The organism is Chroococcidiopsis sp. CCNUC1, assembly GCF_023546805.1.
Taxonomy (GTDB): Bacteria; Cyanobacteriota; Cyanobacteriia; order Cyanobacteriales; family Chroococcidiopsidaceae; genus Chroococcidiopsis; species Chroococcidiopsis thermalis.
In genome coordinates, this window is record NZ_CP097480.1 from 572,366 (window position 1) to 596,662 (window position 24,297).

Here is a 24,297-nt window from a genome sequence, read left to right on the forward strand (position 1 = left end):
ACACAGTGCGATTTATTTCGTTTCCATCCAATTTTGTCCGGCGCGGACATCAACGAATAAGGGAACGCTAAAATCAACGTCTGTACGTTCTAAGGCTGTTTCCATTGTCGTTTTAATTTGCGGTTGCAGTTCTTCCCATTCATGAGGAGGAATTTCAAATACTAATTCGTCGTGGACTTGTAATAGTAAACGTGCCTGATAGTTGTGTAATAATTCATGCAGTCTTACCATAGCAATTTTGATAATGTCTGCACTCGATCCTTGAATTGGGGCATTAGCCGCCGCCCGTAGCAATCCGGCATCGTAAGCTGATAGTCCTTTGATACTATCAAGATCGATATCTTCGGGTTTTGCATTTAAGAGTTTTCGTAAGCGATCGCTGGTAAAATTAAAATAGCGCCTGCGTCCTAAAATGGTTTCTACATATCCTTTGGCGATCGCATCTTTTTGAATCCCTTGTAAGTAGGCAAATACTTTCGGATATGTTTGGTTAAATTTCTCAATAAAGATTTTACCATCTGCGGCTTTCATACCCGTTTCTCGCGCAAATCTTTGCGCCCCCATGCCGTAAATCACACCGAAATTAATAATCTTACCCAAACGGCGCTGTTCTGAAGTGACAGTCTCTTGTTCAAACAAAAGTTTTGCCGTGACTGTGTGGATATCTTCGTTATTCTGGTAAGCCGAAACTAAAACAGGTTCCTGTGTCAAATGCGCTAAAATTCTCAATTCAATTTGAGAATAATCGGCTGCTACCATTAACCAACCTGATTCAGGTAGAAAAGCTTTACGAATTTGCCGACTAAACGCCGTCCGAATCGGGATATTTTGTAAGTTGGGATTAGAAGAAGACAATCGCCCTGTAGATGTTGCAGTTTGATTGAAATCTGTATGCACTCGGTGAGTATCTGGACGCACCAAAGCTGGTAAAGCATCGACATAAGTAGATTTTAACTTTGCCAAAGTGCGATATTCTAAAATTGCGTCTACAACTGGATGATCGCCTTGTAATTTTTCTAGTGTCGCCGCATCTGTCGAATAACCAGTTTGAATTTTACGTGACTTTCTTCGGTCTAATTTCAACTTGTCGAATAAGAGTTCGCTGAGTTTTTTAGGCGAACCTAAATTAAACTTTTCACCAGCTACAGCATAGACTTTTTCTTCTAATCGGGCTAAATCTGCTTCGAGTTGTTTAGAAAATTCATGCAGATAATTGCTATCAATTCTAATTCCCGTATATTCCATTTCTGCTAAAACTGGTTCTAGAGGTTGTTCTACCTCCAGTAACAGCTTGTGCATAATCGGAATTTTATCGAGTTCTGCTCGTAATTTCGCCACTAATTGATACGTGACATAAACATCCATGCCGCAGTAATCGGCGACACTAGAAATATCAATATCGGCAATAGTCTGACCTTTGGGAACTAATTCTGAATAACTAACAGTATCTAATTTTAAATAGCGATCGGCAAGTACGCCTAAATTGCGAGTCACATCTGAATCTGGATTCAAGACATAACTTGCTAATAACGGATCGAAAACAACTCCAGCTAGTTTAATTCCTTGACAGCGTAGAACTAAGCGATCGAACTTAGCATTTTGTAACGCTTTTGGATAGCGATCGCTCTCTAAAATCGGACGTAGTTGTTCTAAAACTGTTGCCTTATCTAAATTATTACCATCTTGATGACCGACTGGAATATACGCCATGTCATCTAAGGCATTTCCCCAACAGCAGCCAATTCCAACTAATTCTGCATCCCGTGGTTCTAAATCTGTCGTTTCCGTATCCCAAGCCACAGGATGAGTTGCATCAGTATATTTTTGCAACCTCTTAACTAATTCCGTCAATTTAGCCGCAGTATCGATAATTTGGGGTTGAATTGGCGACTGCGATTGTTGCTGCGCCACCTCCGTATCTTCTGCACTGAAAAACCATAAATCGTCATCCGATTGGTAATTGGTAATTGGTAATTGGTAATCGTCCTCCTTGTCTCCCTTGTCCTCTTTGTCTCCCTTGTCCTCTTTGTCTCCCTTGTCTTCAAACTCGCCGCCAAATTGCTGCTGTAACTGATTGACTTTTCCTAAGAAAGTTCTAAATTCTAACTTTTCTAAAATTGGTTCGAGGATGGTGCGATCGAATCCTCTAAGTTTACAGTTTTCTAATTCAACTTCTAGCGGAACATTTAAAACAATTTGTGCCAAGTGGCGAGAGTGATAAGCTGCTTCTTTACCTTCTTCTAACTTCTTTTTAGTAGCACCTTTAATTTGGTCAATCGAAGCATATACATTATCTAAATTGTCATAAGTACTGAGGAGTTGTATCGCAGTTTTTTCCCCGATTCCCCTCACACCTGGAATATTATCAGATGGGTCGCCACACAAAGCTTTAAAATCAACAACTTGTGATGGTGAAACACCCATTTTCTCTCGTACTTGTTCTACACTAAATTCAGCCGTACCAGTGTTGTTGCGCTGAATAAAAGCCGTACTGAGATATAAGACGCTAATTGCTTTTTCGGGATCGACAAGTTGAAATAAATCGCGATCGCCTGTCAAAATCTTTACCTGATATCCGGCTTCACTCGCTCGTAACGCTAGAGTCCCCAAAATATCATCCGCTTCAAACCCGGGTGCGGTCAAGACCTCAACAGCAAGTCCAGCAAGTAATTCATGCAAATTCTTCAAATCGGGGACGAAATCTTCCGGTGTCCCGGGACGATCTGCTTTGTAGGTGTCGTCGGCTTCGTGGCGAAATGTTGGTAAACCCAGATCGAAGGCGATCGCCATTGCTTCTGGCTTTTGAGTAGCCATCACCTCCAGCAATGACTTCAAGAAACCAAAACAAACACTCGTTGGAATCCCCGTTTTCGTCCGCAGTCCGCCATCTCGTCCCTTGGCAAAGGCGAAATAAGAACGGAAAGCTAAAGAATGCCCGTCTACTAAAATAAACGTGGGGCGCTGTGGTGCGGTACTGTTAGCAGGAGTAGGATCGGATGCAGCTTGAGTCATAAGCCTATTCTAGCGATGTTAGATTGTAGGGGCGGGTTTATCGAGACGATTTATCCTAAATGTAGAGATTTTTTAAAAACCCGCCCTGACGATAATATTGTGGTTCAAACACATCCAATATAATTAGCAATAATTTCCGGTTGTTCTATTTGAGGAACGTGACCGCAATTTTTTAACCAAATTAATTGAGAATGCGCGATCGCCTGTTTAAATTTCATCGCATCAGCCACACCTAAAGTCTCGTCTCTATCTCCCCACAAAATTGTAGTTGGCTTATCGACTTTGGCAATTTTGTTGACTATTTCTCCATAACCGCCGCTTTTCGTAAAACTTACCATCGCTTCCGACCATCTAGGCATTTCTGTATGTAATAAAGCACAACGGATCGCGTCTATTTCAAATGGAGTTAAATTTCCCAAACTAGTACCCAAATTCAATGCTTGTGTTTTTCGCTGTCGCCAAAATTCTACAGCTAAATAATCGAGCGGAAAAAACAAAAACTGACCCAAGGGAAAATCGCCACTAAAACCGACACTATTAATTAATACCAAATGTTTTACAGCTTGGGGATAAGTGAGGGTAAAGTCGATCGCCGTCGCCCCACCCATCGAAGCACCTACTAAAATAACTGGTTTGTCAATCAGTATTTTCCAAAAGTAATAAAGATGAGTTTTAATTGTTTCTGGATTGTAGTGGATTCCCCGTGGGCGATCGCTAAAACCAAAGCCTAACAGATCGACTGCCCAAGTTTCATGCTGTGCTGCTAAAAGTGGAATGAGACGGCGAAACTCCAATACCGAACTATCAAAACCATGTAGCAATAGGATCGGTATATTCCCCTCACCTTGACGGACAAAACTCGTCGCGATCGCCCCAGAATATATAGGAGTTGCGATCGCGTGACGTTCGATCTTTTGCGCTAAAGCAATTGACTCAGGCTGTTGCAACAACTGCACTTGAGATGGGAGAAAAGAGGGAAACATTTCAATTATCAGTTATCAGTTGTCAGTTATCAGTGAAGAGTGGTGATTGGTAATCAGTAATTGCCCACCTGCTCACCTGCTTCCTTGTCCCCCTTCGCCCCCTAATCCCCACTCCCTTCGGTCGTGGGGAAGAGCGAGTTCCCCCTTGTCCCCCTTGTCTCCCTTGTCTTCCTTGCCTCCCTTGTCTCCTCATCCCCCATGAGTTACCTGCGGGGCGCGTCCGTACAGTTCGGTATATAACTTCAGGCGATCGCTTAATTCTTGCGTTAACACATCGGGTTGATAGCGCCAAGCCCAGTTCCCCTCGGCTTGACTGGGAACGTTCATTCTCGCTTCGCTTCCCAAGCCTAAAATATCCTGTAAGGGAATGATGGCTTGATTTGCCGTAGTACTAAAGGCTAGCCGAATTAAGTCCCAATGGATACCGTCAGGACTAATACAACCCATATAGAGTAAAAGTCTCTGTTTTTCGTAGTCAGAAGCGGTGTTAAACCAACCTACGCTCGTATCGTTATCGTGGGTTCCGGTGTAGACGACGCAGTTGCGGGGGTAATTGAAAGGTAAGTAAGGATTTGCAGCATCGGAACCATAGGCAAATTGTAAAATCTTCATGCCTGGAAATTCAAACCGATCGCGTAATGCTTCCACCTCTGGAGTAATAATTCCCAAGTCTTCAGCTAATACGGGTAACTTACCCAACTGCTGGGCGATCGCTTCAAATAACTCTACCCCTGGCGCTTCAATCCAAGTCCCGTTAATTGCGGTAGTTTCGCCTTCTTTAACCGCCCAGTACGACTCAAAACCTCTAAAGTGGTCGATGCGAATGATATCGACATAATCTAACATCGCCTCAAATCGCTGCACCCACCATTTGAAGTGTTGTTGCTGCAATGCCTCCCAGTTATAGACGGGGTTGCCCCACAATTGTCCCGTGGCGCTAAAGTAATCGGGTGGAACTCCCGCCATCAAAGCCGCCGCACCCGTTTCCTCATCCAGACAGAAGATTTCGGGGTTTGCCCAGACATCAGCACTGTCATGCGCTACGTAGATGGGGATATCGCCAATAATTTGAATGCCGTGCATGTTGGCATAGCGCTTCAGTTTTGACCACTGCTGGAAGAATTCAAACTGGATGAATTTTTGATAAAAAATTTCGCCATCTAACTGCTGTCGCCATTTTTCCATTGCTTCCGGTTGACGGCGGGCGATTTCTGGTTCCCAGTCGTACCAACTCTTATCCTCTAAGGCATCTTTGAGCGCCATAAATAGGGCGTAGTCATCTAGCCAATAGCCTTTGGCTCTACAAAAGCCAGCAAATTCTTGCTGCTGTAATTCTGAGGCGTTATTGCGAAAATTCTCGCAGGCTTTACGCAATAAAGGAATTTTAATTTCAATCGCGCGATCGTATTCTACGCGATCGCTCTCGAACTCAGGTAAATTGGCAAAATCTTCTTGACTGAGCAACCCATTTTCTTGTAATTGTTCTGGGCTAATTAACAACGGATTTCCTGCCATTGCCGAATAGCACATATAAGGAGAATTACCGTAGCCTGTAGGTCCCAAGGGTAGAACCTGCCAGAGTTGCTGGTAACTATTGCTTAAAAAATCAATCAAACGGTAGGCAGCTAAACCGAGGTCGCCAATACCAAAGCGACCGGGTAGGGAAGTCGGATGCAGCAAAATTCCAGCGGCTCTGGGAAAAGTCGGCATAGATTATCGAATGGTAACAGCAGGCAACAGCCAAAAATCTACCACGCCGTAGGGAGGTTTTATCCCTATCTCTGGTTAAGATTTACAGTTATCAGTGACTAGTGGTTGGTGGCTAGTGACTAGAAGAATTGCTCCCTCGTCCCCCTTGTCTTCCTTGTCCCCCTTGTCTTCCTTGTCTTTTCTTTCCCTACTTCCTACTCCCTAGTTAAAGCACTTGCGCCCGTAGCAAGGCTGTTGGTAGGGAACAGAGCTTTTGCAAATTAGGAACATACGCCCTTTGCCGAAACACGTCGTATTGGTTGCGTTCGATTCGATCCAAAATCTGACTGTAAAGTATCAAGGCTGACCATACAGGCAAACGGGCGCTAGGAGCTAGATAGCTGATTCCCTTTTCTGCCTTAGCATAAACCTCGCGTGTCCTACGGATTTGAAAGCGCACGAGTTCTCGCCAGCGATCGTCCACCACTCCGTTAAATAAATCTTGCTCAGTGTAGTTAAATTTGGCTAAATCCTCTAAGGGAATGTAAATTCTGCCTCGTCTTGCATCTTCCCCGACATCTCGCAGAATATTAGTCAGTTGACTAGCAATCCCCAAGGCGATCGCTTCATCTGTAGGAATATACGGTTCTTTGTCCTGATTCCAAGCTGCCGTGTCTCTTGTGGTATCTACACCCATGACTGCTGTAGACATCAAACCCACCGTTCCGGCAACGCGATAACAGTACAGATGCAACTCTTCAAAAGTTTTATAGCGGCTCCAGCACAGATCCATGCGCTGTCCGGCAATCATATCTCGAAACGGCTGAATCTCTAGTGGGAAGTTCTGCAAAGCATCGACCAACGCCACATCGTAGTCTTCCAAAGGATGACCCGCAAACACCGATTCTAGATGCTGCTCCCACCGATCTAAAGTTTCTAAGGTGGTAATGGCAGCAGCCGGACCATCAACTAATTCATCAGTGCGGCGACACCAGGCATAAATTGCCCACATAGCTCGTCGGCGCTTTGCCTCTTTCATCAGTAGCGTGCCAGGATAGAATGTCTTGGCATACTTTGCCGTGATTTGGCGACACAGTTCGTAGGAATCCTCCACAGAGGCGAGCTTTTTCATGCACGAGGGGGAATCAGGCAGTTGCAGCATTTGTTGCAGGCTGAGTATTGAGCGTGGGCGTACTGGTTTGGGAATTCACTTCGCTAGCAGCTCTAGCAATTGCCTGCGCTGTCAGCTTACCAGAAAGTACAGCACCTTCCATACTACCTAGATAAGGTTGCATGGTGTAACTACCAGATAAGTAAAAATTGCTAATTGGCGATGCCTGACTGGGACGATATTGTTGTCGTCCTGGTGTTGCTGTATACACGGAGCGAGGTGTTTTTACGACATGATATTTTCGCAACCCAGCAGGATTGTCGCTGCCAAAGTGTTGCGGAAACAGTTTTTCTAGCTCTGTTAGAGTTACCTGTAAAATCTCTTCATCGGATTTATGAATCCAATCTTGAGCCGGAGCCAAGACTAATTCCAGCATCGAGCGGTCGGGATCGGCATATTCGCGACAAGTATTGCTCATGTCGGCATATACGCTTAACAGTGGCGATCGCGAAAATAATAGCTGGTCTATATCTGTCAATTTGCGATCGAACCACAACTGGATGTTAATCACGGGTACGCCTTCTAACCCATTTAACTGCTGGAAATACTCTAATTGTTTCCAAGGAGTTGGAATCAATTTTTTCAGCACGTCTACGGATGTGGCACTGACGTATAAATCTGCCGTTTCTACGTAGTCGGCTGCCCCGTTCAAGCCTCTGATAGCAAATCCTTTTACTGTACCATCGGGGTTCAGTAAGATTTCCTTAAGAGGCGCATTCAACCGCACTTCGCCACCGCGTTGAGTAATGTAATCTACCATCGGTTGACACAGGCGCTCTGGCGGAGAACCGTCTAAAAATGCCATTTTCGAGCCATCTTTTTGCTGCAAAAAGCGGCTGAGCGCTGTTAGAAGCACCGTAGCTGAGATTTCGTCAGGATTGATGAAATTGAGTGACTTAGAAGCAGCAATAAAGATGTCTTGTTGCACCTCTTCGCTCACGCCTTGCAGCTTCAACCACTCAGAGAAGGTATACTTATCAGTTTGCTCGACATACTTTTGTCCCCGCAGCATCGCTGGGACTAGTCCCTTAGCCAGTTGAATTTTTTCCCCCCAGGTTAGCATGTCGTTATTCCGCAAAATTGCGGCGATTCCATTGAAGGGTGCTGGCAAGTTAGGAAAATCAAAGCGACTGTATGTCCCTGGCTTTTCCGGCTGATTGAAGATCATCGTGTGTTTTTTCCACTGCAAGCGATCTTCAATCCCCAATTCTTTCAACAGCTGCAACATGTTGGGATATGCCCCAAAAAAGACGTGCAGCCCCGTTTCATACCAGTCGCCATCTGCGTCTTGCCATGCTGCGACTAATCCACCTAGTACATCTCTGCTTTCTAGGACGATGGGGGTATAACCCACATCAGTCAGATATTTAGCGCAGGAAAGCCCTGCGAGTCCTGCCCCAGCGATCGCTACTCGCATCAACTGTTATTGCCCTTAAATTCAGCATTTACTCGGTCTCATTATACTTTGCATTCCGTTACATTTGGTAGTTATTTTTTAGTGGTACGTGGTGCGTGGGGTGAAGCAGCGAGCGGCGAAGCGTCTTCGCGCCTTTTAGCTGCGTCGTGGTGCGTGGTGCGTGACAAGATTCTTAATCTCTAGCCACCAGGGACTAGTCACTAGCCACTAGTCCCTGATAACTGAAAATAGAATCTTAAATTTTGATGAGATGTAACGCTTGAATTCAAAATGATTTTGTAGTCGAGCTAGCATTGCTTTCAAGTTAGTATTTGGTCGTAACTCAATCGATAGATGACTGCTAGACTGAATGGGATAATATTGAAGGTGTCTGACGACTGATAAGCCGCAATTTTTTCAAGCTACATTCACAAAATTTAACTATGGAAGCCCAAATGCAGCAAATCGAAAATTCAAATCCCACTTCCCCAGAGGAATCAACTGCATTAAGCACTGTGTCATCAGAATCTCAGTTTTCACCTACTACCCAATCTATTAAGAAAGGCGAGTGGATCGTATCCCAAGTCTTGACATTTTTATCCAACATGTTTGGGATCTTAAAAGATTTCTTTAATAGATACAGACAGGCAATTATCAGCATTCTGATCATTGTAGGTGCAATTGTCTCTCTGCGCGTTGTACTGGCTGTTATGGATGCGTTGAATGATGTTCCTCTGTTGGAGCCGACTTTTCAGCTGATTGGGATTGGCTACTCAGCTTGGTTTGTCAGCCGCTACTTGCTCAAACCTTCTACGCGGCAAGAATTAGCGCAAAAATGGCAAGGGTTTTTGGGTGAACTAGAGAAATAGCGCGATAACAACGTTTGCGCTAAACGCTGCGCTACACTACTCCTTCGGAGAAGCAAGCTACGCGAACGCTAACGCCTTTAGATCTTAAGGCAATTGAGTTGTCTTTCACTACATCAGCCTTAAAAATCACTGAATTCACTCGATTCAAGCCTGCAAGCACAGTATTTTGTTTGCAGGCTTTAGACTTTTGTAGCAGTTAAGACAGACTCTTTTGAAACGATGGTGGAAACATACATCTTACTTCTTACCCATGCTTCAGCAACCAAATCAATTTAGCTTTGTTTCCGAAATCGCTACTCTTTGGCTTGAAGTCTTCAATAGCAATTTATTAAGCTTAATTGAGTCATAAAATATACTCAATATCGGGCGGTCGTTTTTTTAGAATGCATTAGCAAACCCTTTTGTTGTATGAATTGTATGAAGCGATCGCTTTTCAGTTCGTGTCACCGTAGCACGAAATAATACACAGATTATCTTCCGAACGTAGTTTTGCAGGCAAAAAAAGTTGGAGGTGCTTCATGAAAGTTTGGAATCCGCGATCGCTACTGTCCAAATCCGCTGGCGATAGTACAACACCATCGATTCTAGAAGATGCGGTTGAGTTTGCCGAAAATCCAGAACCCCGTTGTCCGTGCATTTTGCTGCTCGATACTTCTGGTTCTATGAAAGGGGAACCACTGGATGCTTTAAATGAAGGCTTACGAACTTTTCAACAAGAACTCGATCGCGATAGCTTAGCAAAAAAGCGAGTCGAAGTGGCGATCGTCACGTTTAATAGCGATGTTGAAATTGTTCAAGATTTTGTCACGGCTGACGATTTTCAACCACCCGTACTGAAAGCGAAAGGCTTAACACACATGGGTGAAGCAATTTTGCGGGGATTGGATATGCTTCAGATTCGCAAAGCATTGTACCGCGAACATGGAGTTTCCTACTATCGTCCGTGGCTATTTTTGATCACCGATGGCGAACCTCAAGGAGAAGCCGAGGAATTGATCGAGCAAGCCACCCAAAGGATTAGAGATGATGAAGCAAACAAGCACGTAGCCTTCTTTGCTGTTGGTGTAGAAGCGGCGGATCTGAGTCGCCTCAGTCAAATTTCCGTGCGCGATCCCCTCAAACTTAAAGGGCTAAACTTTAAAGAGTTGTTTGTTTGGCTCTCGGCAAGTATGCAACAAGTTTCTCAGTCAGCTCAGATGGACGAACAATTACCTTTACCTCCAGTGACTTGGACTGGAGCATAGTGTTCCTAAAAGCTTACCGTATTAAGTAGAGGCATGTTTTGTGCCTCTACTCATAATATTGCCTGTAAACGTTGCAGTAGATGCGCTGCTGGTAGTAAATCTTCTATCCTCTCTTCTTCAATTCTTCCTATTAACTGCCCGTTTTTAAAAATTAATAGCGTAGGCAATGCATGAACTTGATATCGATCGGACAAAGCTGAATTTTGTTCGCTGTCAATTCTGACAATTTGTGGCTTTTGCGGCAAATGAGAGATTGCATCTGCTAAAACAGCATCTAGCAATCGAGAGGGACCGCAGCCAGGAGCAGAAAATACAGCTAAAACTGGTGATTCTGAGCTAGAAATCAGCTCTTCTAATTTTATGTGTTGTTCTAGTATCATAAATAGCTTCTGCTCCGCATTTCTAGCTAACAATTGGTGGCGTAAAATACAAGCTCGCGATCGCCGATCGCAAAACGTAACATTATTTTGCTCCGTCTACATGATAGCGATGGTCTCTAATAAATCATCGCCCATAAGATAGATTCGATGCTACCTACTACTGCACGGGCGCACGGCTGTGCGCCCCTACTCAATACTTACTAATTTAAGAATTATTCAAAGCACTTCTGAGCAAAACAATAATCCCATTGGCAATATACTGTACGGCTAAAGCTGCTAGTAAGACTCCCAAAACCCGCGTGATGACATTCACTCCCGTTTGTCCCAAAATTCGTGCTAAACGGGGCGACAGACAGAGAAAAATATAGGCAGTTAACAGTACAACTGCGGCGATCGCTAATACAATCACTAAACCGAGAGTATAGGAGCTAGCCTCATTCACCAAAATCAGTACGCTAGCCAAAGTACCGGGACCAGCAATGAGCGGAATTGCTAGGGGAAAAACGCTGATATCTTGTCTGAGCTGTGCCTCTTTTTCTTCTGCTTCTGTTTCCCGTTCCCGTTGCGCAAATACCATGTCTACCGCAATTTTAAATAGTAATACCCCAGCTGCAACCTGAAAAGCTTCAATACTGATGTGTAAGTAACTCAGTAATAGAGAACCTACTAAAGCAAAAGCTAATACAATTCCGCCAGCGACTAAAACTGCTTTTCGGGCGATCTTAATTTGCTCGTGAGAAGCACGATTTCCGGCTAATGTGACGAAAATCGGTGCTAAGCCGATGGGGTCGATGACGACAAATAAAGTCAAAAATGTTCTAATAATGAGGGAAGACACGGTTGATTTAGGATAAAAATCGTTATTTTTTATTCTCTCTTATGAGGACTTTTCCCCATTTAACAACTCCAAAAAATGCGATCGCCCTCACACAGAAATTAAGAAAATCTATTGCCCTACGCTCATAGAATCATCATCAGTATCCTACCCTTACCTAGTTTGACTCGCCGAGCGTTACTACACAGATAATTTTATTGTGCTAACGTAATAAGTCGCTTTCCTTTGCATTTTCATGGTTTGCTCTCTCATCCATGCCGATATCTGCTAACATCCAAAGCATCTATACAGATGGAGCCTGTACGGGCAATCCCGGTCCCGGTGGCTGGGCTGCTGTTGTCTATTTTACTGATGGTTCACTGCACGAAATCGGTGGTAGTGCCGCTCAAACGACTAACAACCGGATGGAAATGCAAGCGGCGATCGCAGCCCTTCAGCTCATTGCAGAATCCAGCCATCCATCCGCCGTTACTATCCATACAGACAGCGAATACTTAATCAACGGTGTCACCAAGTGGGTCAAAGGATGGAAAAAGAAAGGCTGGAAAACTGCCCAAGGCAAACCCGTCCTCAACCAAGACCTGTGGGAAACGCTAGATCGACTCAATCATCCGTCTATAGAGTGGCGACACGTTCGCGGTCATGCTGGTATCATCGGCAACGAGCGCTGTGACGCGATCGCCCGTGCTTTCGCTAGTGGGAAACCACCTCATTTGCAGCAGCAATCCGCCTCCAACTCCAAAGCTACCGACGCTCCAAATTTTCTCGCCCCTGTATCAGAAGTAGCTGATTTTTCCAGCAACGATCTGATAATTGACAAGTCAAATACAAATAGCCACCTTGCCTCAAACACTTCTATGATCGATTCGTCTACTCCTTCCTCTATCAGCAACGAAGAATTACCCCGCGAAGTCAGGGTGGCTCAACTCCGCAATCTATTAGAAACACTGCGGAGTGCCGATGAAATTGCCACTAAAGGCTATCTTATTACCAGTTCCGAACTAGCAGATTTGATGGATGTCCACGCTAGCGCCGTCACCAGCCGAGGTGAAGAATGGCGTTGGCGCAACTGGATTGTCTCTCGCGTGCGACGAGAAGGCAACCAAATTCTTTGGGAATTAGAACGCGCCGATGCAATTAATCCTGATGATAACTCCGACCACGCCACTGAGTAGGAGTGCGAAACGCCGAGAGGAAAATTCTCAACACCGCTAGCGGATCGGCTAAGGGAGACAGCCAAAATAACCAACCTCCCTTAGCTTGGCTGCGATCGTAGGAAGGGGCGATCGCAAACAAGAGGGCGAAGCGGATCGCCAGTAGGAAAGCATTGAGTCCCAATAAGAGGGAGGGAGTCGGTAGGGGTGCATAGCTGTGCGCCCGTACTAGGGAGTCGGGAATCGGGAGTAGGAAATAGCTCGATAGAACTAGCAAAGGCAGGGCTTGCACTGAAAACAGCAGCCACAGATCGCACCAGAGTTGAGCGGCGGGGGAAGCATCTTTAAGATCGAGCGATCGCCCCCACTCTTGCCAAGTTTCCCTGGCTCCCTCATACATGCGGACTTTGAATACCTTGGCTCCATCGAGAAACCCTACCTTGAAGCCGCTAGCAGCAATATTTCTGGCTAAGGTAACATCATCGCAAAAAGAATTTCTCGCACTCGTATAGCCGCCTACAGTTGCCAGCACAGAACGACGACATAAAAAACATTGCCCGTTCGCCATCACTCGTTCTGCTACCTGAGCATCCACACCAGCAGAATCGAAGCGATATAACAGCGTCATTAACAATGCTGGTTGCAACCAACTTTCGCCGGGATACTTCAGAATGAACTGAGGCGAGAGTGACACCAGATCGTAACCCTCAGTTTCCGCTGTTTGGACTAAACTCGCAACTAAACCTGGTTGCGGTTGAGTATCTGCATCTACGCCCAAAAACCACTTGCTCTGTTCTGAAGTCTGCAAAAAACCGTTGTGTAACGCCCAAGGTCTACCCACCCAGTTTGGAGGGAGGGGGTCATCGGTCATCAGCTGAAATCGAGGGTCTTGCTGTTGGGCGGCTTTAACTAATTCCCGCGTCCCATCCTGAGAGTTACTATCGACGATCGCAATTTCTCGGACTTCGTAACTTTGCCGACTCAATCCTGCCAAACAGGGATTAATCCGTTCCGCTTCATTCAGCGTCGGCACGACTACACTGACGCTACCGAGCATATCTGGTGTAGGAGTGCGGGGGATCAGGGGAGGATGGCGACTGGGACCTTTCAGCAGGCGTGATAGTAAAATTGCCGCTGCTGGCACTTGCAGCAGCAACAGACCGAAAAATATTCCGTTGATTAAGTTCGACCAGTCAGCCACAGGATAAATTGCTCTCCAGATTGTCCAGCGAATAGCTATTCACGATAAATATTTAGCTAGTAGCCAGTTGTTTCTACTTCAGTGCCACTTCTACAGGAGCGACACTCATACCGTGGGTCTCTTCCATTGCAGGTTTTGTCACATTTGGTTGTGCCATCCACCATAGTAGTAGGGCGGGTATGACTCCAAAAATGATGCTTAAGGACACAGGTAGCCAGTATCCCCCTGCTAAACTAATCCCTGCTGCGAAGGCAACATTACTAAGGTATACCACCAAAGGAATGTTCAATTGCGATCGCTTGAGTTGCAGCGACACTTTGCCCCACAGAAAGGCAGCGACTGCCATAAATAGGGCGCTCGTACCGAACCAACCAGCATAGTTTTGATACGGCGTGCCAAAGAAAGCCCCTGGTTGATGCCAATACCAGAAAGGGAAGCTCGTCTGACTCATGGCTGGTTCGAGGGCAAAATCCCATGAGGTAAATAGCATTGCGCCTAACAGCACAGCTCCCACATGACGCAGCCACATCGGTTTTACTGTTTGTAGGGCTACCCGCGCGATCAGGTAAGCCGACAGCCCCATGTAGAACCAAGATAAGGGAATGGTAAATGGCACTAACCCAGCAATTTTATAACCCAAGCCACTCAAGTAGCTGTAGTCTCCAAAGGGAAAGCCCGTACCCGTTCCCAGTAATTCACTGCTTAAAGAAATACACACTGCTGGCAGCATAAACGTCAACCACAGTTTTATTCCTAGCGTTCGATAGGCATAAATGGAGACGGCAATTAATCCAAACAGGATATCGATCACTCCACCCCCTGCCATCGATCGCTCTACGCTCCACTGGAAAACGTTTTGTCCTGAAGCGGCGATCGCGCTTAAAATTGCTTCAGCATGAGGCACGACTAGCAATAATCCTGCTAGTCCAAAGGCTTTTGATGCAATATGACCAATTAAGCAGATGCGTTCAGCTCTAACAAGTTGGTTCATGAGAATTCCTTAATTCAACGGGACGCTGGGAGAGGTTTTTCTGACACAGTTCGGCAAGTCACAATTTGGCAAGTCACAATTTGGTCAGTCATAATCGGGAGCAATCGTAGGTACTGTTGCCCATAGCTCTAACTGTACTTTTGGGCTACACTTCTGGACTAGGCTTCTATATAGGCGCGAGTGGTTTTGCCACTGCCAGGTGATGATGTAGAAACAACAGATTTTGTTCTTGCACTGTAATCTTTGCTATTTGTCAATCAAATCTTATTAATTTTTGTAAATCATACCAAAAATTTGCTCGCTTGCATCACAATACCAGTAAAGATCGATCGCCCATAGCAGGAAACTAGGTGAGAAAATATATATCTGAGTAATTTTCCCTAAAATGAGACGTAATGCGATCGCAATTAAAAAGTTTCCCTGGATTTCTCTAGCTTTGCTGCTAGCCACTTATGGTATTATCGGTTGGCAGCTATCTGCGCTCGAAAGTCACTGGATATTATGGATACTCGCTGCTGTAGCAACTGTGCTACTGGCTGTTGCCGTGTCCTCCCCGTGGTCGAAAGTCAGAGACGGCTTTGCGAGTTGTTTTAAATCTGATAGCAAGGCTTTTTTAGTTGCTGTTGCGATCGCTTTTTTTAGCGTTGTCATCATTACCTGGCTGCATATTTTCGTTCATATCCTTGTCGTTTTGTCTGCGAGTATGCTAGTTAGGTTAGACGTTCAAGCCACGCGCTGGAGCAGTCGTCAGAGTTTTTGGTTGATTGCGATCGCTTCTCTGGTTAGCTTAGCACTGGGAGCGTTCGTGCATATAGGGGTTGAGCCACATTTGACAGTTATCAGTTATCAGTTGTCAGATATCAGTTGATAGTTGACAGTTATTCAGTTATCAGTTTCTGTTGCAGCATTTTGAACGCGATCGCTTTGTTAATTACCTTGAGCAAAATAGAACAAATGCTATCCTAGCTTTGAAATGCTATCCTAGCTTTGATTGTATGTCCTCAAAAACTCTTCGCGGGAAATACCGATTTGAGTACAGATAGCTCTCAAAGTACCGCTTTTAATTTGTGGCTGGTTTGGCATCACAAGTGGCGTTTGAGTTCCATCTGAATTATTTCTCGTCATGACAATATGTTCTCGTTCGCGAACTATACGAAAACCCAGTAATTCAAAAGCTCTAATTACTCGTCTTTTAGGAGCATCTACTGGGAATTTTGCCATTAAACAGCAACCTCTGCCTCAGTAACAAAAATTTCTACAGGAGCATCGTCTAGCATTGTCTCGCCAAAAATTTCAATATAACAAGTAATAGCTGACTTCACATCTGCTAAAGCTTCTTCATAAGTCTCTCCTTGTCCAACAATTGCACCTACAATCCCGATAGGATAGGCAACATATCCGTCAGAATGTTTTTCAATGACGATTTTAAACTGTTTTGCTGTCATCTGTTTAGTGTTTCCCTACTGCTATAATTTTTCCCAAACTATTGAATAACGCCAAAATAAGTGTACTTTAACATTTGCTCCCGTTAGCGAATTTTTATAAATATATTGTACTTGCGATCGCGTCAAATATTTATCTGTACGAAGATGTTCTTTCCAGACTGTTCTAGCTTCTATTGTTGGTTTATTGTTTCTGTTTTTGAAGGCATGAAATATCCAGTTTAGCGGAATGGCGATTGAATCGTTTAAAATGCCTTGTATGCCTTCATTGTCTAATAAATCTATAACAACTAACTTTCCACCAGATGTCAACGCTATCTTCAGCTTGGGTAGTAATCTTTCTATAGGCAAATGATGAAAGGTTGCAATGGAAACAATTGCATCAAATTGCTTAGCTGGAAACTCCCATGTCAAAATATCAGCTACCTGAAAATCTATATTTGCGTAATCTTGAGATTGCTGTTTTGCAATTTCTATCATTTTAGGAGATAGATCGATAGCAGTAACTCTATCAGCACGTTGAGCTAAAAGGCGAGATAAATTACCAGTACCGCAGCCAATTTCAAGAATATTGTCACAATGCGATGCTAATTGTTTTAACAAAAATCGGTGATAGTGGCTATTGTGATTCCACATTGGCTGCTCAAGCAACGCAATTCGGTCAAAGTCTTTCTGAATCTTTTGATTCATGGCTTCACTCATACTTCTTACCTAGATTTGAGCAGTAAAATCCGAATTGCCAACTACCAATTACCCATTACCACAGGCATCAATCTTTCTAACTCCAAATCTGAGGCAATTTGAGCTAATTTATCTAAATCTTTCGGCTCTTCTAAATAAGGTAAACAACCCAATATAGGAATATTTGTCAGAGATTGAATTAAATCAGTTGGTGTCAATTCAGCAATTTCTGTCTCAGAACGCGGCTGGGTACAATTAAGCACGATGCCGCGCAAATCGATCCGAGATAACTTTGCTAGAGCAACATTTGCCACAGATTGAGCGATCGCCCCTAATTTTACCGGAACTACTAGCACCGTTGGCAAGCGCCAGGAAGCAGCTAAATCGGCAACAGTTAGCTCCTGGGTTACAGGCGTACCCAAACCGCCTAACGCCTCAACAATCACCCAATCTTTTCTTGCTTGCAGACTTTGTAAGGCTTGCCAAACAACACCTAAATCGATATCTCTCCCTTCTTTCGCAGCGGCTACAGGTGGGGCGAGGGGTGCGTCAAAATAGAGCGGGGCAATTTCTTGGGGAGATTGGTCGAGGGAGAATAGACTAGTATACAACTCGCGATCGCCCACTCCTGCTTGCATCAACTTCATCATACCCACAGCACGCTGAGGTTGATATTTCTGCCCGTAGGCGGTCAAAGCCGTAGTCAGAACTGTTTTGCCAACTTCCGTATCAGTTCCCGCGATCAGAATTACCATTTTAGATTTTAGATTTTAGATTTTGGATTGTAGAGACATTTCGTGTAACATCTTTACATTCCTACGTTACCAGGCTCAGAACTTTTAACTTTTAACTTTTGACTTTTGACTTTGCCTACTTATACACGCCCACATTCACCCCAAACTCAACCTCATTATTAGCCAGTGGCACGACATCTATCTGATATTGTCCGCTACGCTTGACTCGCCCTTGCCAATGGAATTCATTTCTTCCCTTCAATACATTGCCATCGGGATCGCGCACGTCCAAGGTTACTGCTCCTCGCGTCACAATGACCGATAACTGCTGTCCTTCTTCCAAATTGACCAAATAGCGCTGAATTTGCTGTCTGCTGGTACGCCCTGACACCTGCGTTCTACTCTGTCCCTCGGCAAAGTTAATTGTTTCTGTTTCAGCCGTAGGAACCTCTACTGTAGGACTAGCCGGAGATGCGGCAGGTAGCGATGGTGTGGGTGAGGGTGTAACTGCACTTGCCAAACTCAAATTGAGTTGGTATTGACTTTCATCAACACCAGGCGCGGGAGTCAGTTGAACTGTATAAATTCCGGTTGATGGTAGCGTACCTTGATAGCTCGTCACCTGGCTGGCATCGGCGATCGCTTGTTTATCTGGACCTAATACTGTAAGTAACACCCCTTCTTGTGCCAATGCCGCACTCAGTTGTTGCCCTCGTTCGGCAACAAACGTGTAGTTAACCGTAACGTTAGCTCTCAGGCTACCTGTAACGTCGCTGCTGCTACCAGGGACTAAATTAAGCGCCTGACTGTATATAACTGGCGATTGGTCGAGTGAGGGTGTTGGCGTAGCAAAGGGAGTAGGAGAATCGGGTGTGGGTGTCGGTTGGGCGCTGGGAACGACTGGCGAAGGAAAATTCTGCGGTGTGGGGGGTTGCGATCGCTGAGTATTGCGACCGAGCATAGCAGACATAATCGCCCAACCGCCAATTCCAGCTAAAACAGCGACGAGCATTAAGACTGGCACGATTAACCAAGTTTGATTCCAGCGATTTTTAGAGGTGGTAATAACTGGATTGGATTTGGTAGAGGATGCAACGAGATCGGGATTGCTAGCAACAGCCACAGTTTGTACTGTTGAAATCGGTGCGGCAGGCGACTGAGCAATTTGGGGTTCGATCGCTTGCAGCGCTTTAGCGACTTCGGCTACATTTTGGTAGCGATCGTTTGGCTTGTAACTTAACATTCGGTTTAATATCTGAGCAAATCCAGGCATAACTGTCGCCCATCGCTGCCAGTGCCAGACTAAAGTGAGATCGTCAAACAATTCCTGTGGCTCTCGACCTGTCAGCAGTACGACTACGGTTACGGCTAAGGCATAAAGGTCGCTGCTGGGATAAGCTCTGCCAGTTTGAATTTGTTCGCTGGGAGCATAACCTAGTTTACCTACTGTGGTTGCTTGAGCTGGAGTACTATTGGAGGACTGAAAGCGGGTCGCTAGCTCCTTAACGACACCAAAATCAATTAAAACGGGTTTAGCATCGCTTTCCCGTAAAATAATATTATCTGGAGAAATATCGCGATGGATAATACCACGCGCGTGAATGTGGGCGAGAACGGGTAGTAGTTGTTTGAGTAGATGGAAAACCTCTGCTTCGGAAAAAGTTTGCCCGTTAGCCTGATATTCGTCTAATAAAGTTCTATAGGTTTTCCCAGCCACATAATCCTGTACCAAAAATAAACGCCGATCTTCTTCAAAAGTGGCGCGAAACTGTGGGACTTGCGGATGTTGAATTTGATAGAGAATTGCTGCTTCACGTTGAAAGAGTTGCTGGGACTTTTCTAAGGTATAATTGTCCGCCTGCGCTGGAATTAATTCTTTTAAAGCACACAACTCGTTAAACCGCCCGAGATCTTCTGCCAAATAGGTTCGTCCAAACCCCCCCTGACCTAGAACCCGATCGACACGATAGCGATTTTGCAGAACAGTACCAAGCTGAAGCGGAGGTTGTAGGGGAGGTTGATTCATAGTCTCAAGCAGGATGTCTAAAGGCAGGAATTTGATTTTGGGTTAGCAAGCGAAGGTTTTCTGCATCGATTTTGCCATTTCATTAACTATATCTGCTGCTTCCACGTTGAAGGATTGCCGATCTCTCTCCTGTTATAGCTACTACCATCTCATTTTTGACACATAACACATTGACGCATAGCACATACAAATAGGTTTCTCGGCTGGGCAGAGCTACGTGCAGGGAATTTCAGTAGTTCTACTTAAGGTTTAGCGGTAAGTTTAATCCGATCGCCATAACAGCGATCGCGGTCTTCCCAAGATTTCACTAAATTTGACTAAAAAATTGTTAAATTTTTAACTAATTTCATATATGCTTAATAATTAAATTTCTAGACATTTTTCTAGGAAACACCTGATTCTCAAATGATAAGATGGAAGCGATCGCGCTTCGAGGATTACCGTGCTACGATCGGCAACTTTGAAATTGCAACCTGCTCCGATCGCAGTTGCAGATAACAACCGACTGAGATTATTTTCTGGCTCTGCCAACGTACCTTTAGCCCAGGAAGTTGCTCGTTACCTGGGCATGGATTTGGGTCCGATGATTCGCAAGCGATTTGCTGACGGCGAATTGTATATCCAAATCCAAGAATCGATTCGCGGTTGCGATGTTTATTTATTGCAACCAACGTGCAATCCCGTCAACGATCACTTCATGGAATTAGCAATCATGATTGATGCCTGTCGGCGAGCATCGGCAAGGCAAATTACAGCGGTACTGCCTTATTATGGCTATGCTAGAGCAGACCGCAAAACGGCAGGACGGGAATCAATTACAGCGAAGTTAGTAGCTAACTTAATCACCGAATCGGGAGCTAGCCGGGTTCTGGCAATGGATTTACATTCAGCGCAGATCCAAGGATATTTTGATATTCCCTTCGATCACGTTTATGGCTCTCCAGTCATTATTGATTATTTAGCAAGTAAGCAGCTAACTGATATCGTGGTTGTTTCCCCAGATGTTGGGGGTGTGGCAAGGGCGCGGGCATTTGCCAAAAAACTCGACGATGCACCACTGGCGATTATTGACAAACGCCGTCAGGCTCATAATGTCGCTGAGGTATTGAATGTGATTGGTGATGTGGCTGGTAAGACAGCCGTGCTAGTCGATGACATGATCGATACTGGCGGGACGATCTCGGAAGGAGCGCGGTTACTGCGTCAAGAAGGGGCGCGTCAGGTGTATGCTTGTGCTACCCATGCAGTGTTTTCACCTCCGGCGGTTGAACGGTTGTCTAGCGGATTGTTTGAAGAGGTGATCGTCACGAATACGATTCCCATTCCTCAAGAAGCGCGTTTTCAACAATTAACTGTGCTTTGCGTAGCTAATTTGTTAGGAGAAACTATCTGGCGGATTCACGAAGATAGTTCTGTTAGCAGTATGTTTCGCTAATTAAGTCTTCATTTCGGCATTATTTGTAAGCGGATTTTTATAGATAAAACCTGCCAGTGCGGGTTTTATTTTTTATGTCACGCAAAGACGCAAAGACGCGAAGTGGCTTCTCGTAGGATGAAGATCTTCTCGAAGAGTAGAGTAGAGGCAAAGAAAGCTACTAGACAAAACGAAAGCAGAAAGAGAATTAAACTTAAAAGTTTATGACAGATACTTGAAAAATTGCTCTGGCACAAGTCTTAATTCTCCCGATCTAAACCGATCGCATTCTACCCAAAGAGCGCGTTTTTTGCGTTTTTTCTCCATAAAGGTTATTTCTTCAATTTGATAAAACTTTGGATCGGCGAAATCGCATTCATAAACAAATAAAATCTCATGACCTGGTTGTCCGTTAAAAGTAAATAAATTTTCTTGACAATTGAGGTATTTTATGTTTTTAATTTCTGCTTGAAGTTCCTCTTGAAATTCTCGTTGTAGAGCTTCAAGACTTGTCTCTCCAAACTCTACGCCACCACCCAAGGCGCGATAAAAAGTTTGTTGTTTTACCGGATCGTAACCTTCAGAAATAAAAACGCGATCGCCCTGACGGACAATTCCCAAAGCTAAAACTCGGATTTCTCCTGGTTTATGCATATGAAATTTTAATTCCCATCGTAAATAAATCTAGAACGATCTTCGTCATTATCTTCTACAGTCCAATCCTCATTTTCACCACCAATATATAGCCGTTCGATACTAACGTATTCTTGACTCAATTGCCGGAGAGAATTAATCAGAATATCGATCGCGATCGCGTCGCTCGTACCTAGATCGAACCAGCAGCGCGCCCAAGTTCCCTGATACTCAAATTCACCCATATTGTGCATCAGCGCCATCATGCTATCATCAGCCTGCTGCGTGTCATATTCCATGTAGCTGAGATCTAATCCTTCTTCTTGAACTTGCAAATTTTCGGCATTGAACCCACCTAATTTTCCTAAATAAAACCAGGACTGAAACACCTCCTCAACATACTGCTTTTCCATTGGGGCAGGTACGTTACTAAACTCGATCCAAAACCAGACATCAAAGGGATTAAATTCGCGAAATTGAACTTGCATTTTGATTGGGTAATGGGTAATGGGTAATGGGTAATCGGAAAGTCGTAAGCCGTAAGTGAAAAGACAATAGCCAACAACTACCAACTACCAACTACCATTATCTATTTTTGCTGCGCTACTACACTTAGTCGTTGAGCTGCCTTGCGTCTCTCTCGTTCGATTTGTTTGACTAAGTCGGGTGGGAGTTGGTCTTTTTTGGCGATCGCTAAATCGAAATTCTTCACCGATTCCTGTAACATGGCTGCACTCTTTTGCTGATTGCCATAAGTAGAAAGAATTTGTCCTTTAAGATAATACAACTCTGGGTTGCTATTACTTGCTTTCATCGCTCTATCCACAGCTTCTATGGCTTGGGGAAATTTTTTCAAATCTCGATAGCCAACCGCTACACCCCTTTCGGATAAATACTTAGGTCCGGCAAACCTTTGCAAGCGCCCTATTGCTTGTTCTGGGTTGGAAAAGGGCAGATTGACAGATACCATTAAGTCCATGTATCCCCGCAGCAAGTTTAATTCGGGGTCTGTAGAGGAGATCGCTTCAGCTTTGTCCATGTACTCGTAGACTTGCCTTAATTCTGCCAAAGCCTGCGGCGTTCCCTTCACTGTCCCTTCTCGAAACAAAGCAGATGCACCCAATAAAAAATGACCGACTGCTGAGTATAAGTTACCGCGCAACGGGTCTGTTGATGTTAGTTGGCGAGCCGTGTCTAATGTCTTTTTGCCATAGTTGCCTAAAGAATTGTAGTCCTCGTTGAGGACGTAAGCAAGGGAAGCTCTCATGGCATACGCTAAAGGCTCTTGCTGCTCGTTACCTGAAATTGCTTTGAGATAGCGATCTGCTGAAATGTAATCTCCCTGCTCGAACATGGCTCTGAAAGCGGCTTCAGTTTTTTCGCCAATCGGTCTTTGATTCGTAGCGCGAAAGGGATCTTGAGCCAGAGTCGGAGAAATGAGGTAAAGAGTGAGTGTAGTTGAAAGTGCGATCGCACTAAAGATTTGCCTGATCATAGGAGTTAGGGGCTGAGACAAGGAGGACAAGGAGGACAAGGGAGAAGTCACAAGTCGCTTTCTACTGATAACTGATAACTGATAACTGATAACTGAAATAGACGAATCCCCGGTAGGGAAGTTGCAGCTATCGCTCGGTATTGACATCTGTTTGCCAGAATCTAGGCAGAATTATACTTGGTATATTTACCGCTGCCGAATGTCCGTTAATGTTTGTTGGTATATTTAACTGATGCTTTATCTGAAAAATCTGACTTATCACCCCCCAGCTAGTTCAACAGCTATTTTAAAATCGATCGACCTAGAGTTAGCACCCCAGCAGTTGGGATTGATTATTGGTCCTAGTGGTTCTGGCAAGAGTACGTTATTAGAAATCTTATCGGGGTTGGTATCGCCAACTGCGGGTAACGTAAGTTGGGGAACGCAAGAATTACAACCGGAGAATTTACAAGAGTTAGCAGGATTGGTATTTCAGTTTCCAGAGCGTCATTTCTGCGGTGGTACAATTTTAGAAGAATTACGCTTGGGACATCCCGAATTAGGTTCGGAACGAGTCAAACAAGCTTTATCAGATGTCGGTTTGGAGAATTTGCCTCTACACACACCACCACAAGTTCTCAGCGGGGGACAGCAACGCCGCTTGGCTATGTCGGTTCAGTTAATTCGCAAACCCGCACTGCTGTTATTAGACGAGCCTACGGCTGGTTTAGATTGGTCGATGCGCAGGCAGCTAGTTCATTTATTATCCCAACTTAAGCAACAACGGACGCTGTTAGTTGTAACTCACGATGCAGGAGATTTATTAGCGATCGCCGATCGCTGTTGGTCAATTCAGCACGGTGAAATTTATCCTACAGCACCGTTGGCGATCGAACCGCATCAAATAGCATGAGAATTCGGAATTCGGAATACCCCTTCGGGGAAGCAAGCTACGGAATTCAGAATTA

The 24,297-nt window shown here is 44.7% G+C and carries 23 protein-coding genes; 6 read left to right on the forward strand and 17 right to left on the reverse strand.

Annotation, left to right across the window (positions count from 1 at the left end; all coding sequences use genetic code 11):
• Positions 1-12 precede the first annotated feature (12 nt).
• From polA to pds, 5 genes are all read right to left on the reverse strand, one after another.
• Positions 13-3,012 carry a DNA polymerase I gene (polA, locus tag M5J74_RS02675; protein ID WP_015152587.1) on the reverse strand — a complete coding sequence of 1,000 codons (3,000 nt, stop codon included), beginning with the start codon at positions 3,010-3,012 and terminating at the stop codon, positions 13-15.
• A 104-nt stretch (positions 3,013-3,116) separates the two neighbouring features.
• Entirely contained in the window at positions 3,117-3,995 is an 879-nt protein-coding gene (locus M5J74_RS02680) for an alpha/beta fold hydrolase (protein WP_250015253.1), read from the reverse strand.
• A gap of 189 nt (positions 3,996-4,184) precedes the next feature.
• Positions 4,185-5,705, reverse strand: coding sequence for a 4-alpha-glucanotransferase (gene malQ / locus M5J74_RS02685; RefSeq protein ID WP_250015255.1), 1,521 nt, complete (start codon positions 5,703-5,705; stop codon positions 4,185-4,187).
• Between the two features lie 205 nt (positions 5,706-5,910).
• Positions 5,911-6,846: a 15-cis-phytoene synthase CrtB gene (gene crtB / locus M5J74_RS02690; RefSeq protein ID WP_015152590.1), complete on the reverse strand. Its 936-nt coding sequence runs from the start codon at positions 6,844-6,846 to the stop codon at positions 5,911-5,913.
• The gene (pds, locus tag M5J74_RS02695) at positions 6,830-8,272 is read right to left on the reverse strand and encodes a 15-cis-phytoene desaturase (RefSeq protein ID WP_015152591.1); all 1,443 of its coding nucleotides are present in this window, start codon (positions 8,270-8,272) and stop codon (positions 6,830-6,832) included. The genes crtB and pds overlap by 17 nt, the downstream gene beginning before the upstream one ends.
• A gap of 422 nt (positions 8,273-8,694) precedes the next feature.
• Between pds and M5J74_RS02700 the strand changes: the two genes are divergently transcribed.
• Positions 8,695-9,120, forward strand: coding sequence for a CAAD domain-containing protein (locus tag M5J74_RS02700; RefSeq protein ID WP_039715111.1), 426 nt, complete (start codon positions 8,695-8,697; stop codon positions 9,118-9,120).
• 518 nt (positions 9,121-9,638) lie between these two features.
• Positions 9,639-10,364 (forward strand): VWA domain-containing protein, encoded by a 726-nt coding sequence (locus tag M5J74_RS02705; RefSeq protein ID WP_015152593.1) that lies wholly within the window; start codon positions 9,639-9,641, stop codon positions 10,362-10,364.
• Positions 10,365-10,414: 50 nt separating this feature from the next.
• Here the strand turns inward: M5J74_RS02705 and M5J74_RS02710 are convergent, their stop codons facing one another.
• The gene (locus M5J74_RS02710) at positions 10,415-10,744 is read right to left on the reverse strand and encodes a co-chaperone YbbN (protein WP_015152594.1); all 330 of its coding nucleotides are present in this window, start codon (positions 10,742-10,744) and stop codon (positions 10,415-10,417) included.
• A gap of 205 nt (positions 10,745-10,949) precedes the next feature.
• Complete coding sequence (locus tag M5J74_RS02715; protein WP_106544073.1) at positions 10,950-11,582, reverse strand: MarC family protein; 633 nt, start codon at positions 11,580-11,582, stop codon at positions 10,950-10,952.
• Between the two features lie 251 nt (positions 11,583-11,833).
• On the opposite strand from M5J74_RS02715, the gene rnhA reads away from it, so the two are divergent.
• Complete coding sequence (gene rnhA, locus M5J74_RS02720) at positions 11,834-12,754, forward strand: ribonuclease HI (RefSeq protein WP_106167812.1); 921 nt, start codon at positions 11,834-11,836, stop codon at positions 12,752-12,754.
• On the opposite strand, the gene cruG is transcribed toward rnhA, so the two are convergent.
• Both cruG and cruF read right to left on the reverse strand, forming a co-directional pair.
• Complete coding sequence (cruG, locus tag M5J74_RS02725; RefSeq protein ID WP_250015257.1) at positions 12,717-13,934, reverse strand: 2'-O-glycosyltransferase CruG; 1,218 nt, start codon at positions 13,932-13,934, stop codon at positions 12,717-12,719. The genes rnhA and cruG overlap by 38 nt on opposite strands.
• A 73-nt stretch (positions 13,935-14,007) precedes the next feature.
• Positions 14,008-14,925, reverse strand: coding sequence for a gamma-carotene 1'-hydroxylase CruF (cruF, locus tag M5J74_RS02730; protein ID WP_015152598.1), 918 nt, complete (start codon positions 14,923-14,925; stop codon positions 14,008-14,010).
• A gap of 385 nt (positions 14,926-15,310) precedes the next feature.
• Between cruF and M5J74_RS02735 the strand changes: the two genes are divergently transcribed.
• On the forward strand, positions 15,311-15,793 hold the full coding sequence (locus M5J74_RS02735; protein ID WP_106167809.1) for a hypothetical protein: 483 nt from the start codon (positions 15,311-15,313) through the stop codon (positions 15,791-15,793).
• A 113-nt stretch (positions 15,794-15,906) separates the two neighbouring features.
• Here the strand turns inward: M5J74_RS02735 and M5J74_RS02740 are convergent, their stop codons facing one another.
• The 5 genes from M5J74_RS02740 to M5J74_RS02760 all read right to left on the reverse strand — a co-directional run bounded on the left by M5J74_RS02740 (position 15,907) and on the right by M5J74_RS02760 (position 19,808).
• Complete coding sequence (locus M5J74_RS02740) at positions 15,907-16,146, reverse strand: type II toxin-antitoxin system HicA family toxin (protein ID WP_015152600.1); 240 nt, start codon at positions 16,144-16,146, stop codon at positions 15,907-15,909.
• Positions 16,146-16,370 carry a type II toxin-antitoxin system HicB family antitoxin gene (locus M5J74_RS02745; protein ID WP_015152601.1) on the reverse strand — a complete coding sequence of 75 codons (225 nt, stop codon included), beginning with the start codon at positions 16,368-16,370 and terminating at the stop codon, positions 16,146-16,148. The genes M5J74_RS02740 and M5J74_RS02745 overlap by 1 nt, the downstream gene beginning before the upstream one ends.
• A 21-nt stretch (positions 16,371-16,391) precedes the next feature.
• Positions 16,392-17,069: a trans-aconitate 2-methyltransferase gene (locus M5J74_RS02750; protein ID WP_106167808.1), complete on the reverse strand. Its 678-nt coding sequence runs from the start codon at positions 17,067-17,069 to the stop codon at positions 16,392-16,394.
• Between the two features lie 41 nt (positions 17,070-17,110).
• Complete coding sequence (gene bioD / locus M5J74_RS02755; RefSeq protein WP_015152603.1) at positions 17,111-17,803, reverse strand: dethiobiotin synthase; 693 nt, start codon at positions 17,801-17,803, stop codon at positions 17,111-17,113.
• Positions 17,804-17,918: 115 nt separating this feature from the next.
• Positions 17,919-19,808 carry a serine/threonine-protein kinase gene (locus M5J74_RS02760; RefSeq protein WP_106167806.1) on the reverse strand — a complete coding sequence of 630 codons (1,890 nt, stop codon included), beginning with the start codon at positions 19,806-19,808 and terminating at the stop codon, positions 17,919-17,921.
• A gap of 442 nt (positions 19,809-20,250) precedes the next feature.
• Between M5J74_RS02760 and M5J74_RS02765 the strand changes: the two genes are divergently transcribed.
• Positions 20,251-21,243, forward strand: a complete 993-nt coding sequence (locus M5J74_RS02765; RefSeq protein ID WP_015152605.1) for a ribose-phosphate pyrophosphokinase — start codon at positions 20,251-20,253, stop codon at positions 21,241-21,243.
• Positions 21,244-21,444: 201 nt separating this feature from the next.
• On the opposite strand, the gene M5J74_RS02770 is transcribed toward M5J74_RS02765, so the two are convergent.
• The 3 genes from M5J74_RS02770 to M5J74_RS02780 all read right to left on the reverse strand — a co-directional run bounded on the left by M5J74_RS02770 (position 21,445) and on the right by M5J74_RS02780 (position 23,350).
• Complete coding sequence (locus M5J74_RS02770) at positions 21,445-21,876, reverse strand: NUDIX hydrolase (RefSeq protein WP_250015259.1); 432 nt, start codon at positions 21,874-21,876, stop codon at positions 21,445-21,447.
• 8 nt (positions 21,877-21,884) lie between these two features.
• Entirely contained in the window at positions 21,885-22,343 is a 459-nt protein-coding gene (locus M5J74_RS02775; RefSeq protein ID WP_015152607.1) for a DUF3531 family protein, read from the reverse strand.
• A 101-nt stretch (positions 22,344-22,444) separates the two neighbouring features.
• Positions 22,445-23,350 (reverse strand): Sll0314/Alr1548 family TPR repeat-containing protein, encoded by a 906-nt coding sequence (locus M5J74_RS02780; RefSeq protein ID WP_015152608.1) that lies wholly within the window; start codon positions 23,348-23,350, stop codon positions 22,445-22,447.
• Positions 23,351-23,582: 232 nt separating this feature from the next.
• Between M5J74_RS02780 and M5J74_RS02785 the strand changes: the two genes are divergently transcribed.
• Positions 23,583-24,242 carry an ABC transporter ATP-binding protein gene (locus tag M5J74_RS02785; protein WP_015152609.1) on the forward strand — a complete coding sequence of 220 codons (660 nt, stop codon included), beginning with the start codon at positions 23,583-23,585 and terminating at the stop codon, positions 24,240-24,242.
• Positions 24,243-24,297 lie beyond the last annotated feature (55 nt).